General features: G+C 49.5%; 17 protein-coding genes. 4 read left to right on the forward strand and 13 right to left on the reverse strand.

Annotated features, from left to right (window positions below; genetic code table 11):
- Positions 1–282 precede the first annotated feature (282 nt).
- Together ACWI_RS10975 and ACWI_RS10980 are read left to right on the forward strand one after the other, a co-directional pair.
- Complete coding sequence (locus tag ACWI_RS10975; protein WP_070371479.1) at positions 283–3,348, forward strand: methyl-accepting chemotaxis protein; 3,066 nt, start codon at positions 283–285, stop codon at positions 3,346–3,348.
- 231 nt (positions 3,349–3,579) lie between these two features.
- A complete protein-coding gene (locus ACWI_RS10980; RefSeq protein ID WP_070371480.1) occupies positions 3,580–3,972 on the forward strand; it encodes a bacteriohemerythrin in 393 nt (130 codons plus the stop codon).
- Positions 3,973–4,040: 68 nt separating this feature from the next.
- Here the strand turns inward: ACWI_RS10980 and ACWI_RS10985 are convergent, their stop codons facing one another.
- Both ACWI_RS10985 and ACWI_RS19035 read right to left on the reverse strand, forming a co-directional pair.
- Positions 4,041–5,051, reverse strand: a complete 1,011-nt coding sequence (locus ACWI_RS10985) for a putative bifunctional diguanylate cyclase/phosphodiesterase (RefSeq protein WP_175440940.1) — start codon at positions 5,049–5,051, stop codon at positions 4,041–4,043.
- Positions 4,970–5,287 carry a hypothetical protein gene (locus tag ACWI_RS19035; RefSeq protein ID WP_175440941.1) on the reverse strand — a complete coding sequence of 106 codons (318 nt, stop codon included), beginning with the start codon at positions 5,285–5,287 and terminating at the stop codon, positions 4,970–4,972. Before ACWI_RS19035 ends, ACWI_RS10985 begins: the two co-directional genes overlap by 82 nt.
- Positions 5,288–5,510: 223 nt before the next feature.
- Between ACWI_RS19035 and ACWI_RS10990 the strand changes: the two genes are divergently transcribed.
- Both ACWI_RS10990 and ACWI_RS10995 read left to right on the forward strand, forming a co-directional pair.
- Positions 5,511–6,296 carry a hypothetical protein gene (locus ACWI_RS10990; RefSeq protein ID WP_070371482.1) on the forward strand — a complete coding sequence of 262 codons (786 nt, stop codon included), beginning with the start codon at positions 5,511–5,513 and terminating at the stop codon, positions 6,294–6,296.
- 144 nt (positions 6,297–6,440) lie between these two features.
- The gene (locus tag ACWI_RS10995; RefSeq protein WP_175440942.1) at positions 6,441–7,703 is read left to right on the forward strand and encodes an EAL domain-containing protein; all 1,263 of its coding nucleotides are present in this window, start codon (positions 6,441–6,443) and stop codon (positions 7,701–7,703) included.
- A gap of 40 nt (positions 7,704–7,743) precedes the next feature.
- Here ACWI_RS10995 and ACWI_RS11000 read toward each other — a convergent pair whose 3' ends face one another.
- The 11 genes from ACWI_RS11000 to ACWI_RS11045 all read right to left on the reverse strand — a co-directional run bounded on the left by ACWI_RS11000 (position 7,744) and on the right by ACWI_RS11045 (position 21,189).
- On the reverse strand, positions 7,744–10,731 hold the full coding sequence (locus ACWI_RS11000) for an EAL domain-containing protein (protein WP_341465156.1): 2,988 nt from the start codon (positions 10,729–10,731) through the stop codon (positions 7,744–7,746).
- A complete protein-coding gene (locus tag ACWI_RS11005; RefSeq protein WP_175440943.1) occupies positions 10,656–11,222 on the reverse strand; it encodes a PAS domain-containing protein in 567 nt (188 codons plus the stop codon). Before ACWI_RS11005 ends, ACWI_RS11000 begins: the two co-directional genes overlap by 76 nt.
- A 447-nt stretch (positions 11,223–11,669) precedes the next feature.
- Complete coding sequence (locus ACWI_RS19040) at positions 11,670–11,840, reverse strand: hypothetical protein (RefSeq protein ID WP_175440944.1); 171 nt, start codon at positions 11,838–11,840, stop codon at positions 11,670–11,672.
- A gap of 68 nt (positions 11,841–11,908) precedes the next feature.
- Positions 11,909–12,196 carry a YciI family protein gene (locus tag ACWI_RS11010; RefSeq protein ID WP_070371486.1) on the reverse strand — a complete coding sequence of 96 codons (288 nt, stop codon included), beginning with the start codon at positions 12,194–12,196 and terminating at the stop codon, positions 11,909–11,911.
- 178 nt (positions 12,197–12,374) lie between these two features.
- On the reverse strand, positions 12,375–12,623 hold the full coding sequence (locus ACWI_RS11015; protein WP_070371487.1) for a TIGR04076 family protein: 249 nt from the start codon (positions 12,621–12,623) through the stop codon (positions 12,375–12,377).
- A gap of 10 nt (positions 12,624–12,633) precedes the next feature.
- Complete coding sequence (locus ACWI_RS11020) at positions 12,634–13,779, reverse strand: iron-containing alcohol dehydrogenase family protein (protein WP_070371488.1); 1,146 nt, start codon at positions 13,777–13,779, stop codon at positions 12,634–12,636.
- A 190-nt stretch (positions 13,780–13,969) separates the two neighbouring features.
- Positions 13,970–15,454 (reverse strand): APC family permease, encoded by a 1,485-nt coding sequence (locus ACWI_RS11025; RefSeq protein ID WP_070371489.1) that lies wholly within the window; start codon positions 15,452–15,454, stop codon positions 13,970–13,972.
- Positions 15,455–15,848: 394 nt separating this feature from the next.
- The gene (locus tag ACWI_RS11030; RefSeq protein WP_070371490.1) at positions 15,849–17,066 is read right to left on the reverse strand and encodes an aspartate aminotransferase family protein; all 1,218 of its coding nucleotides are present in this window, start codon (positions 17,064–17,066) and stop codon (positions 15,849–15,851) included.
- A gap of 377 nt (positions 17,067–17,443) precedes the next feature.
- Positions 17,444–18,001 carry a helix-turn-helix domain-containing protein gene (locus ACWI_RS11035; RefSeq protein WP_341465155.1) on the reverse strand — a complete coding sequence of 186 codons (558 nt, stop codon included), beginning with the start codon at positions 17,999–18,001 and terminating at the stop codon, positions 17,444–17,446.
- Positions 18,002–18,453: 452 nt separating this feature from the next.
- A complete protein-coding gene (locus ACWI_RS11040) occupies positions 18,454–19,572 on the reverse strand; it encodes a 4-hydroxybutyrate dehydrogenase (RefSeq protein ID WP_070371491.1) in 1,119 nt (372 codons plus the stop codon).
- 264 nt (positions 19,573–19,836) lie between these two features.
- Positions 19,837–21,189, reverse strand: coding sequence for an aspartate aminotransferase family protein (locus tag ACWI_RS11045; RefSeq protein ID WP_070371492.1), 1,353 nt, complete (start codon positions 21,187–21,189; stop codon positions 19,837–19,839).
- Positions 21,190–21,352: the final 163 nt, after the last annotated feature.

The following is a 21,352-nucleotide window of genomic DNA, read 5'->3' on the forward strand; positions in this document are numbered from 1 at the left end:
GCACACAGGGCCTTAAATAAATATTGTCTGCATTAGCCAATTTTGCTGGTAATTGCGAGGCAAAATCGATATAATAGATACGGCTTTTGCACAGTTTTTAGAAATGATTCGTGATTCGCTAAGGATTCCGGCAATCATTTTTTATCATTTTTCACAAACTATTTAAAAAACCTGTCCTTTGTAAATCACAGCGGTCATGCAAGTTGTGTGACGATCCTCTGGGTTGGACTTGTGACTGCCCTAAAAACTGGCCAAGCAAAAAAAAAAGAAAAGAGGAAAAAGATGAACGAAGAAAAAATTCTGCTGGATAACAACCCGGCTCCCCTAACAGGGCTGACGGGGCTGCGGGAACGACGGGTGATTAAAAAACACCTGTCCACCAGACTGTTGGGTTTCACGCTGGCGATTCTGGCGGTGGCTGTCATCGCCCTGGGTGTCTTGTCGTACTCCATGGGCTCAGCGGCTCTGCTGGAACAGGCCAATGCCGACGCCCAGAAGTACACCGATGAGGGGGCTTCCCACGTTGCGGCCATTATTGCCGGGAATCTGGAAACCCTCAATGAGGTCAGTAAACGCAGTGGTATTGCTTCAATGGATTATAATACCCAGGTTGCGGCCCTGGCTGCTGATGTGACAGCCCTGGGTTATGAAGACATTGCCGTGATGAATTTAGACGGCCATGCCAAGTATCTGGCTGGTGGCGGCGAATTTGATGCCGCCGGACAGTACTGGTATGAAAACGGCTTTAAAGGCGAGACCGCTGTTTCGGATGTGGCCATCAGCAAGGTGACCTTAAAACCGGTGGTCTTTGATGTGGCCCCAATCAAAAGCAACGGCCAGGTCGTCGGCCTGCTGGTGGGTCGTCGGGATCCCACCTTTTTAAAAGACACCACCAATGCCATGGGTGACGGCGAGCGTCAGTACGGCTTTGTGGTCAGTGCCGAGGGCGGCTTTATGGCTCACCCCGATGATGCTGTCATTCTGGAACAAACCAACGTTTTTGCCGATATGGAAAATGACGGCATCTGGAAGGATTTCGGCCGGGCCTTTATGGAACTGGGCGCCGGACAATCCGGAATGCTTAACTACACCTTAAACGGCGACAAAAAAATCGGGGCCACCGCTCCGATTCCCGGTACCAACTGGAACCTGATCATCGCTCAGTACGAAAGTGATGTCCTGGCGCCGATGAACCATTTACGAACCATCACCATATTAATTTCACTGCTGGTGCTGGCGCTGGGTGGTGCCGCCGCCTGGTATCTGGCCAAACGGATTACCAAACCGATTGTCGATTTAACCGGCCTGGCCGATCAGATGGCCCTGGGAGATGTGGATCTGGAAATCACAGCGAGCAGCGAAGACGAAATTGGCGCCCTGATGGATTCCTTTGCGACCATCATTGAGAGTCGCCGGGAACAGGCCGAAGCGGCCCAACGTTTAGCAAAAGGTGACTTTGCAGTGGCCATTGTACCCCAGTCCGACAAGGATGTGCTGGCCTATGCCCTGCTTGATATGGTTGCTGCAATGAATGCGGTCAGCGATGACATCAAAAAAATCGGTGCGGCTGCCCAGGATGGACAACTGAATTACCGCGGCAATACCACCATCTACAACGGTGCCTTCAAGGATATGATTATCAGCCTCAACAACATGATCAACACCTTTGTCAAACCCCTGAAGGTAGCCAGCAAAGCCATCGAACGGATTGGCAACGGGGTCATCCCGCCGCCCATCACCACCGAATACAAAGGCGATTTCAATACCTTAAAAACCAATATCAACGCCTGTATCGAGGGTCTGGGGGCCCTGACCGAAGGGAATCAAGTGCTGGCGCTGCTTTGTGCCAATGATCTGTCCCAGAAAATTGACGGTCACTATCAGGGAATTTATCAGGAAATCGGGGAATCCATCAATGGCGTTCACGCACAGATGGTCCATATTGTCGAAATTGCCAACAACATCGCGGCCGGAAATTTATGCGATCTCGATGGCCTAAAAGCCATCGGCCAACGCAGCGACAACGACACCCTGGTGCCCAGCTTTATTTTAATGATTGAAAGCATTGCCCTGCTGGTCGCCGAAACCCAGACCATGACCCGAATGGCGGTCGCCGGTGATCTTGATAACCGGGGGGATGCGACCAAATTCCAGGGTGAATACGCCAAGGTCGTCGAAGGCTTTAATCAGACCCTGGATGTGGTGATCGAGCCGATCAAGGCCGCTTCAGCCACCCTCCGGGAACTGGCCCAGGGGAATCTCCATACCCAAATGCAGGGTGACTTTAAGGGCCAGCACGGCCAGATTAAAGAGGATATGAACCAGACCATTACCTTCCTGAAGGAATATGTGGAAGAGATAACCCAAACGCTGCAAGAACTTGGCCGAGGTAACCTCAATCAGGAAATAACCCGCCACTATCTGGGCGATTTTGAGGCCATTAAAACGGCGCTTAATGAAATTACCGAAAACCTCAGTTCCACCATGGCCGACATTAACAATGCCGCCGGTCAGGTCGAAAGTGGCGCCCGGCAGATTTCGGATGGCGGTCAGGCGATGGCCCAGGGAGCCACGGAACAGGCCTCGGCGATTCAGGAGCTGACCGCTTCCATCGACGAAATCGCCCAGGAAACCAAACAGAATGCGATCCGGGCCAATGAAGCCAACCAGCGCTCCATTGAGGTCCGCAACAACGCTGAAATTGGCAATGTCCGGATGAACAACATGGTCACGGCGATGGTCGATATCAACAGCTCCTCCCAGAGCATTTCCAAAATTATCAAGGTCATTGATGACATCGCCTTCCAGACCAATATTCTGGCGCTCAATGCGGCCGTTGAAGCCGCCCGGGCCGGACAACACGGCAAAGGCTTTGCCGTCGTCGCCGAAGAAGTACGAACCCTGGCCGCCCGGTCAGCCGAAGCCGCCAAAGAAACCACCGGCCTGATTGAAGGCTCCATCGACAAGGTGGCCATCGGTTCAAAAATTGCCGATGAAACCGCCGAAAGTCTGACCGAGATTCTTTCGGCGATTGAGAAAGTCACCTCCCTGGTGGGCAACATCGCCCGGGCGTCAAACGATCAGGCCTCGGAAATCGCCCAGATTACCAAAGGCATCGAACAGGTCTCCCAGGTGGTTCAAACCAACTCCGCCACCGCTGAGCAAAGCGCCGCCGCCAGTGAAGAACTGTCCGGCCAGGCCGAAATGCTAAAACAGATGGTGGGCGCCTTTACCATCAAGAACAGTGGCAGCCACACTGCCCCAACCCAACCGGTCTTTGAACCGGAACCAGCCCCCGTCCCTGAACCCCGGATTGAGCTGGATGATTGGGACAATGACAAGTATTAAAATCGTAATCCCCGCTTAATACCCACACCAACCGCATCCGTATCAAACACGTGGCGGTAAGGCGGTAGTCTTAATAAAACAACGCTGTCACTCCCCCAGGATTGCGGCGTTGTTTTTTTATTTAGAATGACTCTTGATTTAGCCAGCAATACGGGTTATAATTTTATCATGTCGACTTTTATCGACACTCATGATATATCACACAACATTTTTACACCAGGAGGGTTTACGATGGCAATTGTATGGACAAACGATTTATCAGTTGGGGTGAACAGCATTGATGCCCAACATCAACAATTATTCAAAATGGCCGATGAACTTTTTGAAGCCGGTAAAACTGGCAAAACTAAAGAAAAAATTGGTGAACTCCTTTCTTTTCTGGATAGCTACACTAAACAGCATTTCAGCGATGAAGAAGCGTATATGAAAAGTATCAACTATCCGGGCCTGGCTGAACAGCAGGCGGCGCACAAAGCTTTTGTCAATGAACTGACCAAACTCAAGGCCGAATATGACAAATCCGGCGGTAATATCGCCGTGATCATTGGCGCTAACCAGATGGTGGTTGACTGGCTGACCAAACATATTTCCGGCATGGATAAAAAAATTGGCGCCCACGCATAAATGCAACCTGAAAAAAGCAGCGTTCTTCGCTGCTTTTCTATTTGCCCCGGCCCACAAGTACCGGCCCTTTACATATAATACTGGTAAGTTGCCGTTATTTTATGGGCTGGTAGGCAGATCAAGCCATTGCTTCGTTTATAGTAATTGAGCAGTTCATGCTCAATTTTGGGGGCCTGCATCGGCTGATAAAAATAATAGCCCTGAATTTCCTCGCAGCCGTGCTGTTTTAGAAAGAGCAGCTGCTTTTCCGTTTCAACCCCTTCGGCAATGGTTCGACAGCCCAACTTGAGCCCCAAAACAATGGTCGAGACAATAATCGCTTCATCTTTTTCATTATGACCGATACCATCAATAAAGGTTTTGGGAATTTTGATCCGATCCATCGGCAGCTTTTTTAGATAGGAGAGCGATGAATACTCGGTTCCGAAATCGTCAATGGCAATCGCCATGCCCATGTCCTTGATCTGTTTGAGCTGATTAAGCATCAGGGTCGTATCTTCCATGAAAATGGATTCCGTAATCTCCAACTCAAAAGATGCCGGATCACCGTCAAATTCCAGCAGGGCGTACTCGATCACATTCACAAAATCGGCCATCTTCAGCTGTTTCGTGGAAAGATTGACCGCCATTCGAAGCCTTTTCCCGGTTTGCTCCTGCCATTTTTTCTGTTGCGCCATGGCGGTGCGGATCACCCATTCACCAATTGGAATGATGAGCTCGGTCCGCTCGGCCAGGGGGATAAATTTTGCTGGCGCCAGTAGACCCCGCTCCGGATGATGCCAGCGGATCAGGGCCTCAAAGCCGTTGATCTCCTGGGTGGTGGCATCCACCTGCGGTTGATAGACCAGTTCAAATTGATTGTTATCAATGGCCGAATAGAGATCGTTACTCAAGGTCATGTTTTCATCGATGTCTTCTTTTAGACTGTCCTCATAAAAAACAAACTGGCCCTTGCCCTGCTCCTTTGCTTCATACATCGCAATATCGGCATTTTTAATCAGCAGTTCCGGCGAGTAACCATCCTGGGGAAAACAGGCAATCCCAATGCTGGCGCTGATATGAAGATTGTAGCTATCCATGGCAATGGGTCGTTCCAGCAAAAACACATGACCCAGCGGTAAAAAGCGGCCAGCTCGGGGCTATCTGCAAGGCTCATCATGAACAACAGCATCGACCAGAGGGCCAGATTCAGGCAAATCATCCCAAAGACCCCTCTGGCACCATTCTTTTTGCACGGATACAAGGTCACAATGGTGGTGATCAGATAATACATAAAGCAACTAAAATAAATAGCGGCAAACCAGTTCATATCCAAATCCTTCCTCCCTCCGATTGGCAGGCAAACATGAGGCACTGATCTTTACTCCATTATACCCCGTCAGCCGCTTGATAAACCCTGCCTTTTGATTTTTTGACACCGTCTTTCCGGCCTCCATTAACCCCAAATCAACGTTTCCCCATTTACAACTTCACCAGAAACGGTTATACTAATTCTGGACTCTTAATCGTACTAAACTTCATACCCAAGGAGGAAATCCATGTCCCTTGTACAAAACATCATCGAAACATATAATCTTGTTTATCAGGTCAAAAAAGACTATCCCCTGGAAATCATTGTCACCACCGATCTCTACAACGAACGACTTAAACTGGCCAACACCAAATGCGACCAGGCCATTGTCACGGCCTCCCGGCAGGAGCTTGAAAACAGTAGCAAGCTACTGGTACTGCCAGACGAAGCGGATCAACATTATTATCTGCTACTGCACGAGGATCTGTTTGATGAATCACAACAGTATTGCCAGGCGATTGCATACGAATATACCCGGCTGATTGATTATGCCGACATCCAGGAAAAATATCAGGTTGCCAATTTGCGGGCCGCTCAATTTCCTGACTCGGCCTGTTTTTTATTTTTAGCCGAGGTGCGGGCCTGGTATCGGGGTTTTAATCTCTATTACAACCTGATCAGCGCTGAAAACAAAGCGGTGCTGTTTTCTTATCTGTGTGGCACGGTGCCGGAATATGAAAGCGTCCTTTCCTTTGATCTGGGCGCTCACATGCAGGCTCTGGCTGAATTTTACGGACAGGCCCTGGCCATCGGTGCCTATGTGAACTTTGATGTCAGCCTGCCGGACTACTTAAACCGCCATCACGTTCACGAACTGCTTAAGGCTCTCCACGATAACATTGATAATCCCAGTATTTTTGATAACTACGAGATGATTAATCAAACCTATGAGGATTTTATCTTGCGTAAAGCCAAGGATTTGGAGCCCCATGTCCACAGCCACTGCTGCAACCATATTCACCACGATCATTAAGGCCGTTTTCATAAATAGTCTAAAAAAGCCTGCCAAAGCGGAATTGCGACGGTAAAAAAGGTTGAATTAATCCGCTTAAAACAGTACAATTAGCTTAGCCTAAAAATTATGACACTTGATCGTGTACAAATCTGGAGAAAATATTTGGAACAATCAAACCAACCCAACGAAACCTTTAATATTGCACAAATCATCAAGCAGAAAAACCTGGTGGCTTACTTTCAGCCAATCATGTCTGTCACCGGGAAAAAAATTCTGGGTCTGGAGGGCCTGATTCGGGGGATCATTCCCGGAGCGGAAAAAACCATTCCGCCCCAGCAGCTTTTTTCTGCCGCCCATACCGCCGGACTGACCATCCCCCTGGATCGGGCCTGCCGTGATGCGGTACTGTCCGCCTTTTTAGATTATTATCAGGTCAATCCGGATCTGCTGCTTTTTCTCAATCTGGACACCGCCATCATTGATGAAGTTGGGGGTTCTAATTATCTCTGCGACCAGGTCGATAAGAGCGGCATCAGTCCTAAAAATATCGTCATCGAGATCAACGAGTCCAAGGCCTTAAACACCAGCGGCCTGACCCAGTTTGTCACCACCTACAAAAACAAGGGCTTTCTGATCGCCCTGGACGATGTCGGCGCCGGGTTTTCGAATATGGATCGGATTGCCGGGCTGAAGCCGGACATTGTCAAAATCGACCGCTCGATTATAAAAGATATGGATCATATTTACCACAAACAGGAGGTCTTTAAATCACTGGTTAATCTCACCAATAAGATTGGGGCCCTGATTGTGGCTGAAGGGGTGGAAACCCGCAGTGAAGCCATCCAGGTGCTAAAACTCGGCGGCCAGGTCATTCAGGGCTTCTATTTTGCCAAACCAGGCAATGATTTTGTGCTCAAAGCCGAGCTGATCGCTAAAACGGCTGAGGTCGTGGATGCCTACAAGGCGCTGCTGCTAAAGGAGCTGGATGATTATAATCAGAAGTGTCTGGCCTACACCCAAACCGTCAATGGCATGATCAAGGCGCTGGCGGTAGTTGATCACCCCGATGAGTTTGACGGCCAGCTGACAAAATGCCTGACGGGCGCCGAAGCCGTGGATTGCGCCTATGTCCTCGATGAATCCGGCATTCAGTGCAGCGATACGGTGGGCGCCAAAAATATCGGGGCCTGCGAAAAGCTTGTCTTTCACTCGGCCAAGATGGGTGTTGATCATTCGATCAAAAACTTTTATTATAATCTGATCAAGCGCAAACAGGACACCTATATTTCCGAGCCCTATGTGTCAATGGCCACCGGCAGTCTCTGCATCACCTATTCCCGTGTCTTTCGGCTGGCAGCCAAAAAATATATTCTCTGTGTCGATTTTTTAGAAACCCAGCAGCCCCTGGCTGCCCAGTTGCCATGAGGCAAAAAAAGATGAACATCACGTTCATCTTTTTTTATCCCTAAAAATGATTTTTACGGTATTGGCTGAAATCAACCTTAGCGGGCCGACCGGTGAGTTCGTCAAAGTAGTCTTCGGCCGTTTTATCAGTAAAATTGCCGTCAGCAAAAAGAATATTTTTCTTCATTTTTACCTGGAGCTCATAGAGTCGCCGGGTCAGTTCTTCACTTTCCTGCTCATCCATCATAAACTTGACGCCGTACTCAAACAGACTTTCACTAAGCTCCGCAACCCGGACAGGGGTACCAATGGCGGTCATCTCGCCGCCCATCAGGGTGGCTGCAAAGCGTAACGTGAAATCCCGTTCCAGTGGAAATTGAATATTGGAAATAAAGCACAAGCCACCGGGACCGATATCTTTAACCAATACCCGGGAATTGCCGACATGCATCTGTTTATCGTTTATGCGCAGAATCGTTAGCTCGGTGATTAAAAAATTACGAAACCGTTGGCGGAAATATTTGCGCCGTTCCACCTGGGATTTCGCCGTGGTTCGACTCAGTAGCGGTCGACATTTACCTTTTTCCAGCAATTCATCGATTTTTAAAAAGGGTACCGGCCGCGAATAGAGATAGCCCTGTCCCGAAAAGCAGTTGTTTTCTTTGAGGAAAGCCAGGTGATCCCAGTTTTCAATGCCCTCGGTGACCAGCTTGATGTGCAGCGCCTTGGTCAGATTGATAATGGCCTGGGCGATGATGGCCGTTTTACTGTCGAGCATGACGTTTCTGATGAAGCTGGCATCCATTTTTATGATATCAACATTAAAATGATTCAGGTAGCCCAGCGACGAATAGCCGGTACCAAAATCATCCAAGGCCACTTTGATCCCCACCGCCTGTAATTTCTTAATGTCATCAATGGCTTTTTGAGAGTCTTCAACCAGCAGGCTTTCGGTTAGTTCGACGATCAGGTATTTGGGATCGACCTCATATTCGGCCAAAATATCCTGGATATTTTCGACAAAATTGCGTTCGTAAAACTGGATGCTGGAAAAATTCAGGGATATATAGACCGGTGGATACCCTTTTTGAAGCCAATAGCGATGATCATCACAGATTTTTTTAAGCATCCATTTCCCCATTTCAACGATTGCGCCGGTTTCTTCGGCCAGAAAAATGAACTCATCCGGTGAAACAATCCCCCAATCCGGATGATTCCAGCGACTCAGTGCCTCAATGGCTAAAATATCATTGGTTTTGATCCGCACAATTGGCTGATAAAAAACCATGAACTGATTCCGTTTAAGGGCCATCCGCAAATCATGACGCAGCTGCAGTTGTTTGTAATTCTGAATGTTGAGCTCGGATGAATAAAACTGGTAGCGGTTGTGGCCCTCTTTTTTCGACCATATCAGGGCAATATTAGCATAACGAATCAATTGCTCAACCTCATCCGGTTCGTCAGGGGTCCGACTGATGTCGTCATCAGACAATGGCTCATCCATCGACAGCTCCTGGGCTTCTACCTCCAGAGGGTAGACACTGACGCCCACATTGACATTGATATTAAACTCATAGACCTCGATTTTAAAGGAGCGGTAAAAGAAATCGATGATTTCGGCCACTCTGGCCTGATAGGCATCCAGATTAATCAGTCCCTCGATGACAATCGCAAACTGATCCTCGGAATACCGTGAAATCAGGGTATCTTTGCCAAGCAAACCGCGCAGCCGCATGACCAGCTGGACAATCAGCTGCTGTCCAACCCGATGCCCCAGCGAATCATTGATCTCCTTAAAACCCTCAAAGTCCAGCATCAGAAGCACCAGGCTGGATTTTTTTAAATTGGCCTGGCGACATTTTTCGGCCAGCTCTTTTCTTAACTGGCTGGCTTTGGGCAACGCAGTGATCTCATCATAGTTGGCCAGTTTTTCTATTTTCTTTTGCATCACAATGCGGTTGGTGATATCCCGAAAATCCAGCACCAGGCCAGCAATGGTCGGATGGCTAAGAAAATTCCGGACATGGACTTCCAGGTAGATGGCTTTATCGGTCTGACCGGCAAAGCTGATAACCCCCGTTTGTACCTGCTCCGGTTCGGCGATAACGGTGTCAATCATCGCTTTTAAGACCTCGGCCTGATCCGGCTCATAAAAATCATAAATCAGGCGCCCCTTCATCCTCCCGGGATGATAGCTGATCACCTTCCGGGCGGTATCACTGATATAGCTGATAATGCCCGCTTCGGAAATAATCGCAAACACCACCCCCGACTCCTGCACCAAAATTCGGGAGCGCTGCGAAATTTTCTCGATTTCTAGTTGTTTGCTGGCAATGGCCCGTTCGTAAGCTTTTTTTTCACTGACATCCTGGATGGTGCCATAGACATGGGCAATCTGTCCGGCCGAATCCAGCCGGAACTCGACAATCTGAAAAACATCACGAATCGATCCATCCTTGTGAATGACCCGAAAGGCCAGCTCAAAGGGTTCTTCTGACAGATCCCCGAAGGTTGAGTCGGTGATAATGCTGCGATCCTCGGGGTGAACCCGGCTCAGAAAATCATCAAAGGTGCCCTTGAACTCGGATTCCGTAATCCCAAAAATGCGCAGGGCCTCGGCTGACATGTAGTTCTGATCCAAAACCGCATCCATTTCCCAACTGCCGATTTTGGCCAGCCGCTGGGCCTGCTCAAGATTTTTTTTAATAAAACCAATTTCATTCTCCAGCTTTTTGATGTCGCTGATATCCTGAATGGTACCGACCAGATCAGTGTTTAAGCCATCTTTATTGTTAATCGGCTCCCCCACCAACCGGACGTATTTCGTGGTACCGTTTCTTAGCTGAATCCGATATTGCAGATCAAATTTTTCCCGGGCCAGCCGCTTGCGGGTCAGTTCAGCCAACACCTCCCGATCCTCCGGATATGTAAAGTCCATTAATTCGATAACGGTACCACCAAATTCTTCGGGTTTTAGATCATAGATCCGATAGATTTCATCCGACCAGAAAATTTCGTTTTTAACCGCATTGTATTTCCAGCTGCCAATGCCCGCACCTTCTGGCCGAGATTGAGGTTCTCACCCAACTCGATCAAACTGTTCTCGATAATTTTCTCACTGGTAATATCCTGCAGGGCTCCTATGATTTTTTGAGGCTGGCCAGCATCATCCAGCAGGGTTCTGGTTTTTTCCCGGACGTATTTGATATTGCCCTTGGCGGTAATCATCCGGTATTCCAACTCCTGGTCGCTGCCCTTTAGCGCCGCCTCCCGGGAGGTGATCAGCTTTTCCCGATCGTCCGGGCAGACAAACTGAAAATAGGAATCGGCCTTTTTTTGATGCTGCTCTGGAATCGTTTCCAGAATGCGATAGTATTCATCGCTGAAATAAACCGTATCTGAACCAACGACATAGGTCCAGGTTCCGGTTTTCATCATTTCCTGAGCATGGCGCCGGTTCTCAATTAACCAGTCGTCTTTTTCCGGCAATGCGGCCCCCTCTTTTAATTTAATCCGATTCAATAAATGCTCTAATGCCACCACGCTCACCATCCTTCCATCTCATCATCCAGTTGAGGATCGTTGACTTTTTCATTGTTCCTCCTTCACTGATTTGTACTTCCTACTAAAAAGTATACGATGATTGATGGCAGTAGGCAATCCCCTGTTTTACTTTATTGCCCAGGTAATGTCAATATCACACCCTCTTTGGTAATGTTTCTCTGCCGTTATTGACTACCTGATCGCCAATCCGCTTAAAGGTCAATTACAAGATGATTGCTGTTTCATGCTGGCCGATGGTCTAAGATCAAGGTTTCGGGCGGTCAATGACCGCCCCTACGGGATGATGCACAACCTTATTTCTGTTATCACTAGGCCACTTACATACTTTTTCCGCTACTTCGTCATACTTTCACTTTGGCCCGGTCCGGGCTTTCCGAAAGGGTCGAAAGGGTTGGGGGGGGGTAAATAAACGCTCTGGTTATTTTATTTTTTTGTTCCTAATATACGGAGTTTGGAAAAAACCCCTTCGAATCCCTTATTATAGCCGTTAAAACCCTTCTCAACCGCTTCGAAAGGCTTCGGATCCCCTTCGTTTTTAGGGTTTTTATGATAATGAATTCGCCTCTTTGTCTCATTCTGTTCATTATCGACCAAAATCCGCCTCCAAAAAAGCCTGCCCGGTTGATTAGCCGGGCGGGCTAGAGTTTCTTTATTGCTGGCCGTTACACCAGATAGGGAGTCAGGCTGGTCGCAGCTTTGGTCGGCAGAAATTCCAGCACTTCGTAGGCTGCCACCTTTTTAAGATAAAAAGGATCTTCTTCAATGATCGCCCAGACTTCGTCCTTATCCTGGGCCTGACAGAGAATCACCCCGCCAGTCCGGGGCCGTTTGCGACCGGATAAGATAAATTTATCCAGCTGATAATAATGCTCCAGATAGTTAAGATGGGCGGGGATCACTGCGTCCACCGCTTCAACTGATTTAATGTAGTTAAGTAAAATAATAAACATTTTTCGCTCCTAATCTCAATACTGGTCTGACCCAAAGCCAGCCCGACAGCTTAAAGTATAACCGACTTCAACCTGATGGTAAAGAAAATATAATCATTTATATTTTAAGGGGTGTTCTAAAAAAACAGCAGCGACGAATGGTGACGTCACTGCTGTTTTACGATGCATGGGGGAGGTATCAGGCTTTGTAAATCCGGAATACCACCTTTTCCCCACAATCCGGACATTGAAGCGGGGCCTCGTTAATGACCCCTTTCCGGGCGGCATAGACAAAAGGAAACACTGCACTGAGTGCCATCATGCAGAAATTTCCACTGTTGTCTTTATCCAGCTGGGGTCCGTCAAAAATGACCTCATCCCCCGGCGCATAGAGCGGACAATCCGATGATTCCACCACCAGTTTTATTTTTTGTTCAATTTCATTCATTTCTAACCTCCTAAAGCGCCTGACGGTACAGATCTTCGATCTGGGTCAGAGTGGTGGATCGGGGATTGACCAGAATGTTGCCGCTTTTCATGGCATCCAGGGCCATTGCCGGGATCATATCTTCGGTCACACCCACTTCCGTCAGCGTTTGAGGGATTCCCAGCTCGGCGCTCAGCTTGGACACTGCCGCCACCAGGGTTGCGGGTTCAAAATCAGGCCCGGCGCTTTGTCCGCTGATCGCTTCGTAAATGATTTGATAACGGCCGGTATCAGCCAGGGCGTTATAGTCCAACACCGTGGGAAGTAAGATTGCATTGGCCACCCCATGGGCCACATCAAAATAGCCGCCCAAGGGGTGGGCCATGGCGTGGACATTACCCAGCCTTGCCCAGGCAAACGCGATCCCGGCAAACATACTGCCATAAAGCATCTGCTCGGCCGCCTGGGGATTGGTGCGATCGGCCACAAAGGGCCGGATGCTGCTACCAAGCATGGTCAGCGCCTTTTCAGCCATAGCATCGGAAAACGGTGAGGCAGCCTTGGACAGATAGGCCTCGATGGCATGGACCAGGGCATCAATCCCACAGGCTGCGGCAGTTTTTTCCGGAGTAGTCATCACCAGGGTCGGATCAAGAATCGCCGTGGTCGGGATCAGTTCATAACTGAAGACTGTCAGTTTATAATTCCGGGCCCGGTCAGTGATCACCGCAAAGGCCGTCACCTCCGAGCCGGTTCCGGCGGTGGTGGGAATGGCGATCAGCGGGACAATCGCCCCGGGCACCTTATCGGCCCCTTCGTAGTCCCCAATCGTCCCACCAAACCGAGCCAGGACGCCCACTGCTTTAGCCACATCCATGGGTGAGCCGCCACCCAGGGCAATAATACAATCGGCCTTGCTGTCTAAAAAAACCTCGGTCGCCTTATCGACGGTTTCCACCGAGGGGTTGGCTTCGGTTTCAGTAAAGCTGTCAAAGGCCAGCCCGGCTTGCCCCAGAATGGCAGTGATCTTGGCCACCACCCCCATCTTATTGAGATGGGGCCCAGAAATCACCAGTGCCTTCTTAAGCCCCTGCTTAGCCAAAAGCTCCGGCAATTTCTTGATACTATCGACCCCACAGATAATTTCCTGGGGGATTTTAAAGCTAAAACTATTCATAAGTCTTTCCTTTCATGCTGTTGTTCGCTACTGTTAAAACCTCGAACAATGATTACTTAGCGTTCCGTTTCCACAAACAATTCTGTAACGTCTAGGCGAACAGGCAATAGCCTATCCGCCGTACAGAGCAAGAATTGTTTCGTGCGAAACGGGGCGCTAAGTTCACCGAACTTCCGGCATCCCGGTGGGGTTATTCCGTCACGCTGCCAACCCGGCCAGAAAAGACCGGTAGGTCGTCGATATCTTCATATTCAACGTCCATATGAGCCCCAAACTCACTACCATATTTATACTTACAGTAACCGTAGAAGACCACCCCGAGGATCGCCCAGCCACCAGCCATGATCCACTCTTCCATCACCAGAGCGGTGGACGCAAAAGGCAGTGGAATCACATAAAGCAGGGTCATCAAGCCCGATAGGGCGACAGCGACAATCCCGACAAAGGTACCGAAACGAACTTTATAGGGACGTTTCATCTCCGGATCTTTTTTGCGGAGAATCAGAAACGATAACGACACCATTGCATAAGCCAGACAAACGCCGAAGCTGCCAGCATCAACAATCCAAACCAGCATTTTGCGGCCAAAGAAAGGGGCAATCACCGACAGTACGCCAATTAAGGCAATGGCCAGCACCGGGGTTTTAAATTTCGGGTGCAGTTTGGCAAAAACTTTGGGAATCATGTTGGATTCTGCCATTGAGAACATCGCCCGGCTGCCACCGATTAAAAAAGAGTTCCAGCTGGTGATGATCCCGGCCATCCCACCAACAATCAAGACCTTGGTCATAATGGCGCTGTTAAAGGCCAGGCCCATGGCATCAGCGGTTACCAGGGTGGAATTGGCCATTGCACTTAGTGGCATCACATAGGCGACCGCCAGAATGATCAGTGCATAAAAGGCCACTGCCATCAGGATCGAGAGAATCATAATGCCACCGATTTTCTTGAAACCGGCATTAATTTCTTCGGCCGCCTGGGGAATCACGTCAAAGCCGACAAACAAAAATGGAGTCATGACTGCAACCGTCAGCACGCCACCCAGGGCGGTCGTGCCATTTTCAATGCTGCCAGCAAACATATTGCCTGCAATGTTGGCGGGATCACCATTGATAACCGAACCAGCGATCAGTAAAATCCCGGCGGCAGCGATTAAAGCGGTAAAAATGGTCTGCAGCTTGGCCGCTGTTTTGGCGCCCAGAATATTGATGATGGTAATGATAATGGCGGTCACAACCCCCACTGCTACCCATGAGGCGTAAATATCAAAGCCGGCGACTGTGTACATATAGCCCTGCAGGAAGTTGGGGCTGAGGTACTGAATAACCGTCGGGAAAGCACAGGCTTCAAAGGCCACGACACTGACATAGCCAAGAATAATCGCCCAGGTACAGATAAACGACCCGGTCGGCCCCATGGCCTTATAACTAAAGACATGCTCGCCGCCACATTGGGGCATTGCCGCTGTCAGTTCGGCATAGGTCAGGCCGACAAAAAGTACCATGATGCCCCCGATCACAAAGGCTAGCGCCGCACCAAGGGCCCCGGCGGTTTCAATCCAGATGCCGGTGTTGACCACCCAGCCCCAGCCAATCATGGCTCCGAAGGCCAGTACAAAAATGTCTTTGGTGCTCAACACTTTGTCAAATTTAGACTTGTTTGTTTTTTCACTCATTTTTTCTTTGTATGATTCCGCTTGTGAATCATACACTCCTTTCGTTGTGGGATTTGTTTTCTTCTCTAACAATACTGCGATGCGCTTCGCTGCCAGTTTTACACGAAACAATTCTTACACTGTACGGCGGACAGGCTATCGCCAGTTCGCCTACGCGTTACAGAATCGTTTGTGAAAACCGACAGCAAAGCAATCTTTGTTCGTAGTTATAAATTGCAATTATACTTTGATGAGCCTTTATAATAAAAAACGGGGTTCTTCCAGCCGCTTGCTGGCGGTCAAAATTTAGACCGCAGCTGTTTTGCTGTAAAAACCCCATTGTTTAGATATTTAATTATTAAGTTGCATGAAATCGTGCCCTGTAGGGGCGATCCGTGATCGCCCACACCTGCTTTTAATTAATCAGTTCCTTAACTGTTGCTTCGATAATGCCATAGGCCTTGTCGCAGTCTTCTTTGGTGACAATCAGTGGTGGAATCATCCGGATAATGTTCTGTCCGATGGCGGTGATCAGCAGTTTTTTCTCAAGCACCCCATGTTTGACATCGACACCGGAAACCCCGTCTTCAAATTCGACCCCAATCAGCAGGCCCTGACCACGCACTTCCTTGACCTTGGGCAGACCTTTTAACTGATCCATAAAGTAGGCCCCCATTTCCCGGGCATTGCCAGCCAGGTCGCGGTCGAGGAGCTCTGTGATCTGTGCCAGCGAAGCGGCGGTGGAAACCGGATGGCCGCCGTAGGTGGTACCGTGAGAGCCCATGGTAAAGGCCTTGGCGACTTCAGCGGTAGCACAGATGGCACCAATTGGCATGCCTCCGCCCATGGCTTTGGCCATCGAGACGATATCGGGTTTGATGCCGTAATTCATATAGGCCATAATTGCCCCGGTGCGGCACCAGCCGGTCTGGACCTCATCGAGCAGCAGCAGTAAGCCTTTTTCATCACAGAGGGCCCGCAGTCCCTGCATAAATTCCATCGTTGCCGGATGCACCCCACCTTCACCCTGAACCGGTTCGATCAGAATGGCAATGGTATTGTCGTTCACGGCATCTTTAAAAGATTGCAGGTTGTTAAACTCAGCATAGGAAAATCCCGGTGTCATCTCGCCAAAACCAATCTGGCAGGCGTTGTGGGGCTGGCCGGTGGCACTGAGGGCCCCCATGGTGCGACCATGAAAGGACATCCGGGCAGTGACGATGTTATAACGCTGTGGGCCGTAGGTTTCAACTCCGTATTTTCGGGCCATTTTGATCATCGCTTCGTTGGATTCGGCCCCGGAGTTCTGGAAAAAGATCTTGTCCATCCCGATGCTGGTACAAATCTTTTCAGCCAACAGCACCTGGGGAATGGTATAGGGATAATTAAAGGTGTGAATCACATCAGCGACCTGATCCTTAACTGCAGCGACGACCTTGTCGTTGCAGTTGCCGGTGCTGTTAACGGCGATTCCGGCATAAAAATCCAAGTAGGCCTCACCACTTTCATCATAGATGTACATATCTTTTGCGGTCTCGGCGATAAAATCAAACCGTTCGTAAGTCTCGATCATATAGGTGTCAACTTTTTGTTTTAATTCCTCTTTTGTCAGTCCGGTGTCTTTTAGTTTCATTCCAATTTTCCTTTCCCTGTTCATGCGCTCTGTTATAATGCCATAAGCTTCGCTGCCAGTTAACGCCAGCAAAGCAATTATTGTTCATGTTGTCATAGTTTTATATTTCTGACAAACCTCATCGTTTGTCAGCTAAACAAAAAAAAACGCCGTAACATGAATCTTCATGTTGCGAACGCCTTCGTCCTGTCAATTGACATCTACACTATAACACGTGTGCATTATGTTGTCAACACACATCAGGTATTTATTTTATATTTTTTACAAAACGCTATATATAGGGGTTTTAGTCCAATAAAAAAGATGAATATGTGCATTATATTGCACTTTCTTTCCCCATAGCCGGGGGGCACAAAACCGTCTCGACGGCCATGATGCTACTGTTTAAAGACAAACACAATGATAAATTTAAGCGGCTCTCGACCCTTGTTCCAATAAATATGCTTAACGGCGGTTTCAAAGCTGAGGGCATCTTCCTGTTTGACCTGGTAAAAACTGTTGTCGACTTCCAAAGTCAGTTCCCCAGCGTGGACGACGATGTACTCGTTGGTTCCCTGACCATGAGCGCCACTGACATAGCATGCCCCGGGTTCAATTTCAATTTCATAGATTTCGAACAGACGGTTCTTTTCATAGGGAAAATAGGTATAGACAGCATACTGGCCGGGCACCTCTTTAGACGGCAACAGCCGGTCGCGGTTGACCTGATAAACGCCCACCCCCGGGGTTCTAGTCAAGTCAGCCAGATCGACCCGCAGGCCGCTGACGATCTTACCTAGGGTGCCAATGGTGGGATTGGCTTCGCCCCGTTCAATCTGACCCAGCATGCTCTTGCTGACCCCGGTCTGCTCGGCCACCTCATCCATACTCATGCCTTTTTCACGGCGGATCGCCTTTAAATTGATTGAGATATTTTTATTCAAGTAATCCATCATCTTCGCCTCGACTTTCTCTAAGGCTAAGTTTAACTTAACCGCCAGTTAAAATCAACGGCTAGCCAAAATCTTTGGCCGGTGCAAACTTTAGTTTGGGTGCTCAACTGCCGTACCGACAATAGTTAATCTGTTGTACGCTGCGGAATCGGACAGGCTTTGCCGTGTCCGCTCCGATGCGTACAACATGATGTAACTATTTTCGGTACTGGTGCGGGTGTGAGATTACATTCTCCGTACTTTATAAACTGGTTAAACTATAGGGACGAAAACAAAATCAACGGGTCAGAAAGCTTTGTAGGCTCTCAACGAATAAAAGTCTACACTAACCCAGTACCGACAATTATTACATCATGTTGTGTGCATCAAGGCGAACAGGTTGATAAACCTGTCCGAATTGCAAGCACACAACAGATTAATAATTGGTCGGTACGGTAGTAACGCACAAAAAGTACTTAATAAAGCTGCTGATAAATCGCCAGTACCTGGTCCTCGCTTAGCGGGACGTAGTTGTTGGCCATCAGGCGGGTTTGTTTGGTCATCACGGCTGCGGTGAAGCTGGCCAGATCGGCCCGGGTGACGCCGTAGTCGCGGAGGGCTTTTTTAGGCAGGATGTGACCCAGCAGGGTTTCGATTTCCTGATAAACGGCATTGGCTTCGCAGCCCAGTATCGCGGCCAGAAAGGCGTTCAGTTCTTTGATACTGCCGTCGGGGTCGAGGGCCTGGTAGGTTTTGTAAACCGCGGTAAAGAGCGCGTAGTTGGCCTCGCCGTGGGGGACGTGGTAGACCGCTCCGAGCGGGTAGCTCATCGCGTGGACAGCGGCGCAGCCGGCGTTGCCAAAACTGATCCCGGCAAAGGTTGCGGCGATCATAAAGTCTTTAAGCAGCGGTTTTCTCGCTTCCGGGCCGCCCTTGGCAATGGTCTGATAACCGCTGATGATCATCGCCATCGCCTGCTTCGAATAGAGCTGGCTGAAGGCGCTGGCCTTGGGCGAGGTGTAGGATTCGATCGCATGAATCAGGGCATCGATCGAACTGGTGGCAAAGACGTTCATTGGCAGATCAGAAAGCAGCTCCGGCACCAGCACGGCGTAGTCGGCGTACAGCTCATCGACGGCCAGCCCGAATTTTTGGTGGATCGCGGTCAGTTCGAGAATCGAAATATTGGTGACCTCGCTGCCGGTACCGCAGGTGGTGGGAATTAAGATCAGTTCTTTGTCTTTAGTGATTTCCAGTTCTTTGTTAAACAGCGCCACCACCGGCACCGTCTGTTTCAGGGCAAACAACTTGGCCACATCCAGGATCGTGCCGCCGCCGATGGCAAAGACGCGGTTGAACTGATAATCTTTGATGTCTGCGGCAATCGCCTCGACCATTACATCGGTGGGCTCGCCCGTGACGTAGTTGCGGTAATTGACCCGGTAGGCCGCATCACCGATGGTGTCGGTGAAATACTGCTGATAGGTCCGGTCACTGATAAAAACCAGATCGCCCTTCCCGATCTGAAAATGCTCAGCAACTTCCTGACAATGCTCAAATTCGAGGATTTGCGGGGTAATTTTAAATTGTTTCATCGTTTCTCCTTTCTGGCTGATCGTTCGTTTGACGGCGATTAGTAGTTTTTTTTACTATGGGTTAGATGCTGACTGCCGTACCGACCAATTGTTAATCTGTTGTTCGCTGCGGCATCGGACAGGTTTATCAACCTGTCCGCTCCGATGCGTACAACATGATGTAACAATTGTCGGTACTGGGTTTGGCATTTAACCACAGTTTATTGTAAATTATCGCCTGAATTACAAAATTCTCTTTTTATTACATAGCCAATTAATCAGGGTTTACACACATTTGATGATCGCTTTTTCAAAAATATCGAGACCGGCTGCGAGCTGTTCATCGGTAATCACCAGCGGCGCCAGGAAGCGGATGACGTTGCCGTAGACACCGGCACTTTCGATGATCAGGCCGTTTTGGGCGGCTTCGGTGACAATTGCCGACACCAGTTCCGGGTATGGCGCTTTGGTGGTCCGGTCTTTGACAAATTCAATCCCGACCATCGCGCCGAGGCCGCGGACATCGCCGATGACGGCGTAGTCTTCCTGCCAGCGGTTAAAGCGGGCCATGATGATCTCGCTGATTGCGCAAGCCCGTTTGTCGAGGCGCTCCCGCTGCATGATTTCAATCACTTTCAGGGCCGCGGCGCAGGCCACCGGATTGCCGCAGTAGGTACCGCCGATGGTGCCGCCGGTAACGGCTTCCATAATTTCTCTGCGGGCGGTGATGGCGCTCAGCGGCAATCCAGCCGCGATTGATTTGGCGGTGGTGATAATATCCGGTGCCGCCCCGACCTCCTGCCAGTACTGTGAAGCAAACATCTTGCCGGTGCGGCAGAAGCCAGTCTGGACCTCATCGGCAATCAGTAAGATGCCCTTGTCATCGCAGATTTTGCGGACCGCTTTGATCCACGGAAGCGGCGCCGGAATAAAACCGCCCTCGCCCTGGAGCGGTTCGACCACAATCGCCGCGACATGTTCAGCCGGGGACGATTCTTCAAAGACCCGGTAAATGCTGTCGGTGTAGTAGGCAATCGCGTCGGCCGGACTCATCCCCGCCGGGTTGCGGTAGAGATAGGGAAACTGGGCCCGATAAATACCATCGGGAAAGGGTCCCAGGCCGTGGGCATAGGCTTTTTTGGCGGTCATTGTCATCGTCAGCATCGTGCGGCCGTGAAAAGCCCCGGAAAAGACAATGATATTGGGTCGCTTGGTAAAGGCTTTGGCAATTTTGACGGCATTTTCATCGGCTTCAGCACCGCTGTTGGCAAAAAAGGTCATCTTCTCGGCGCCCCGCACCGGCACGATCGCGTTGAGTGCCTCGGCCAGTGCCACATAGCCCTCATGGGTGACGATATTGAACATCCCATGAAAATACTTTTCGGACTGCGCTTTGACCGCCGCCACGATTTCGGGATGGGAATAACCGATGTTCAGCACCCCAACCCCACCGACCCAGTCGACAAAACGATTGCCATCGACATCTTCAACCATTGCCCCGGCCCCCTTGTCGATCACCAGCGGATAGACACATTTGATCGCCGCGGGGATGGCGTCCCCTCTGCGGGCAATAATGGCCGCGGCCTTGGGCCCGGGCACCTGATCGGTAATTATTTCTGGTAAGGCATTTTTTAACATTTTATTCTCCTCATTTCTTAGCTGTCTGGTTATTGCAAACTGCAGTTGTCAAAGCACCCTTGCTTTGCCGGCGGTTCCACAAAAAACAAAAAACAAGACCGGGAAGTGACTTCCTTGTCTTGTTTTATGTCTGTATTATAGCACAGTCAATCACCAGTGCAAT

This window comes from Acetobacterium wieringae, from assembly GCF_001766835.1.
Classification (GTDB): Bacteria; Bacillota; Clostridia; order Eubacteriales; family Eubacteriaceae; genus Acetobacterium; species Acetobacterium wieringae.

Bases quoted from the DNA above. Each gene is read 5' to 3' on its own strand.
- ACWI_RS11010 (WP_070371486.1), bottom strand. From the start codon at position 12,196: ATGTTTATTATTTTACTTAACTACATTAAATCAGTTGAAGCGGTGGAC.
- ACWI_RS11025 (WP_070371489.1), bottom strand. From the start codon at position 15,454: ATGAGTGAAAAAACAAACAAGTCTAAATTTGACAAAGTGTTGAGCACC.
- ACWI_RS10985 (WP_175440940.1), bottom strand. From the start codon at position 5,051: ATGGATAGCTACAATCTTCATATCAGCGCCAGCATTGGGATTGCCTGT.
- ACWI_RS11045 (WP_070371492.1), bottom strand. From the start codon at position 21,189: ATGTTAAAAAATGCCTTACCAGAAATAATTACCGATCAGGTGCCCGGG.
- ACWI_RS10975 (WP_070371479.1), top strand. From the start codon at position 283: ATGAACGAAGAAAAAATTCTGCTGGATAACAACCCGGCTCCCCTAACA.
- ACWI_RS11030 (WP_070371490.1), bottom strand. From the start codon at position 17,066: ATGAAACTAAAAGACACCGGACTGACAAAAGAGGAATTAAAACAAAAA.
- ACWI_RS10990 (WP_070371482.1), top strand. From the start codon at position 5,511: ATGTCCCTTGTACAAAACATCATCGAAACATATAATCTTGTTTATCAG.
- ACWI_RS11035 (WP_341465155.1), bottom strand. From the start codon at position 18,001: ATGATGGATTACTTGAATAAAAATATCTCAATCAATTTAAAGGCGATC.
- ACWI_RS11020 (WP_070371488.1), bottom strand. From the start codon at position 13,779: ATGAATAGTTTTAGCTTTAAAATCCCCCAGGAAATTATCTGTGGGGTC.
- ACWI_RS11040 (WP_070371491.1), bottom strand. From the start codon at position 19,572: ATGAAACAATTTAAAATTACCCCGCAAATCCTCGAATTTGAGCATTGT.
- ACWI_RS10980 (WP_070371480.1), top strand. From the start codon at position 3,580: ATGGCAATTGTATGGACAAACGATTTATCAGTTGGGGTGAACAGCATT.
- ACWI_RS11015 (WP_070371487.1), bottom strand. From the start codon at position 12,623: ATGAATGAAATTGAACAAAAAATAAAACTGGTGGTGGAATCATCGGAT.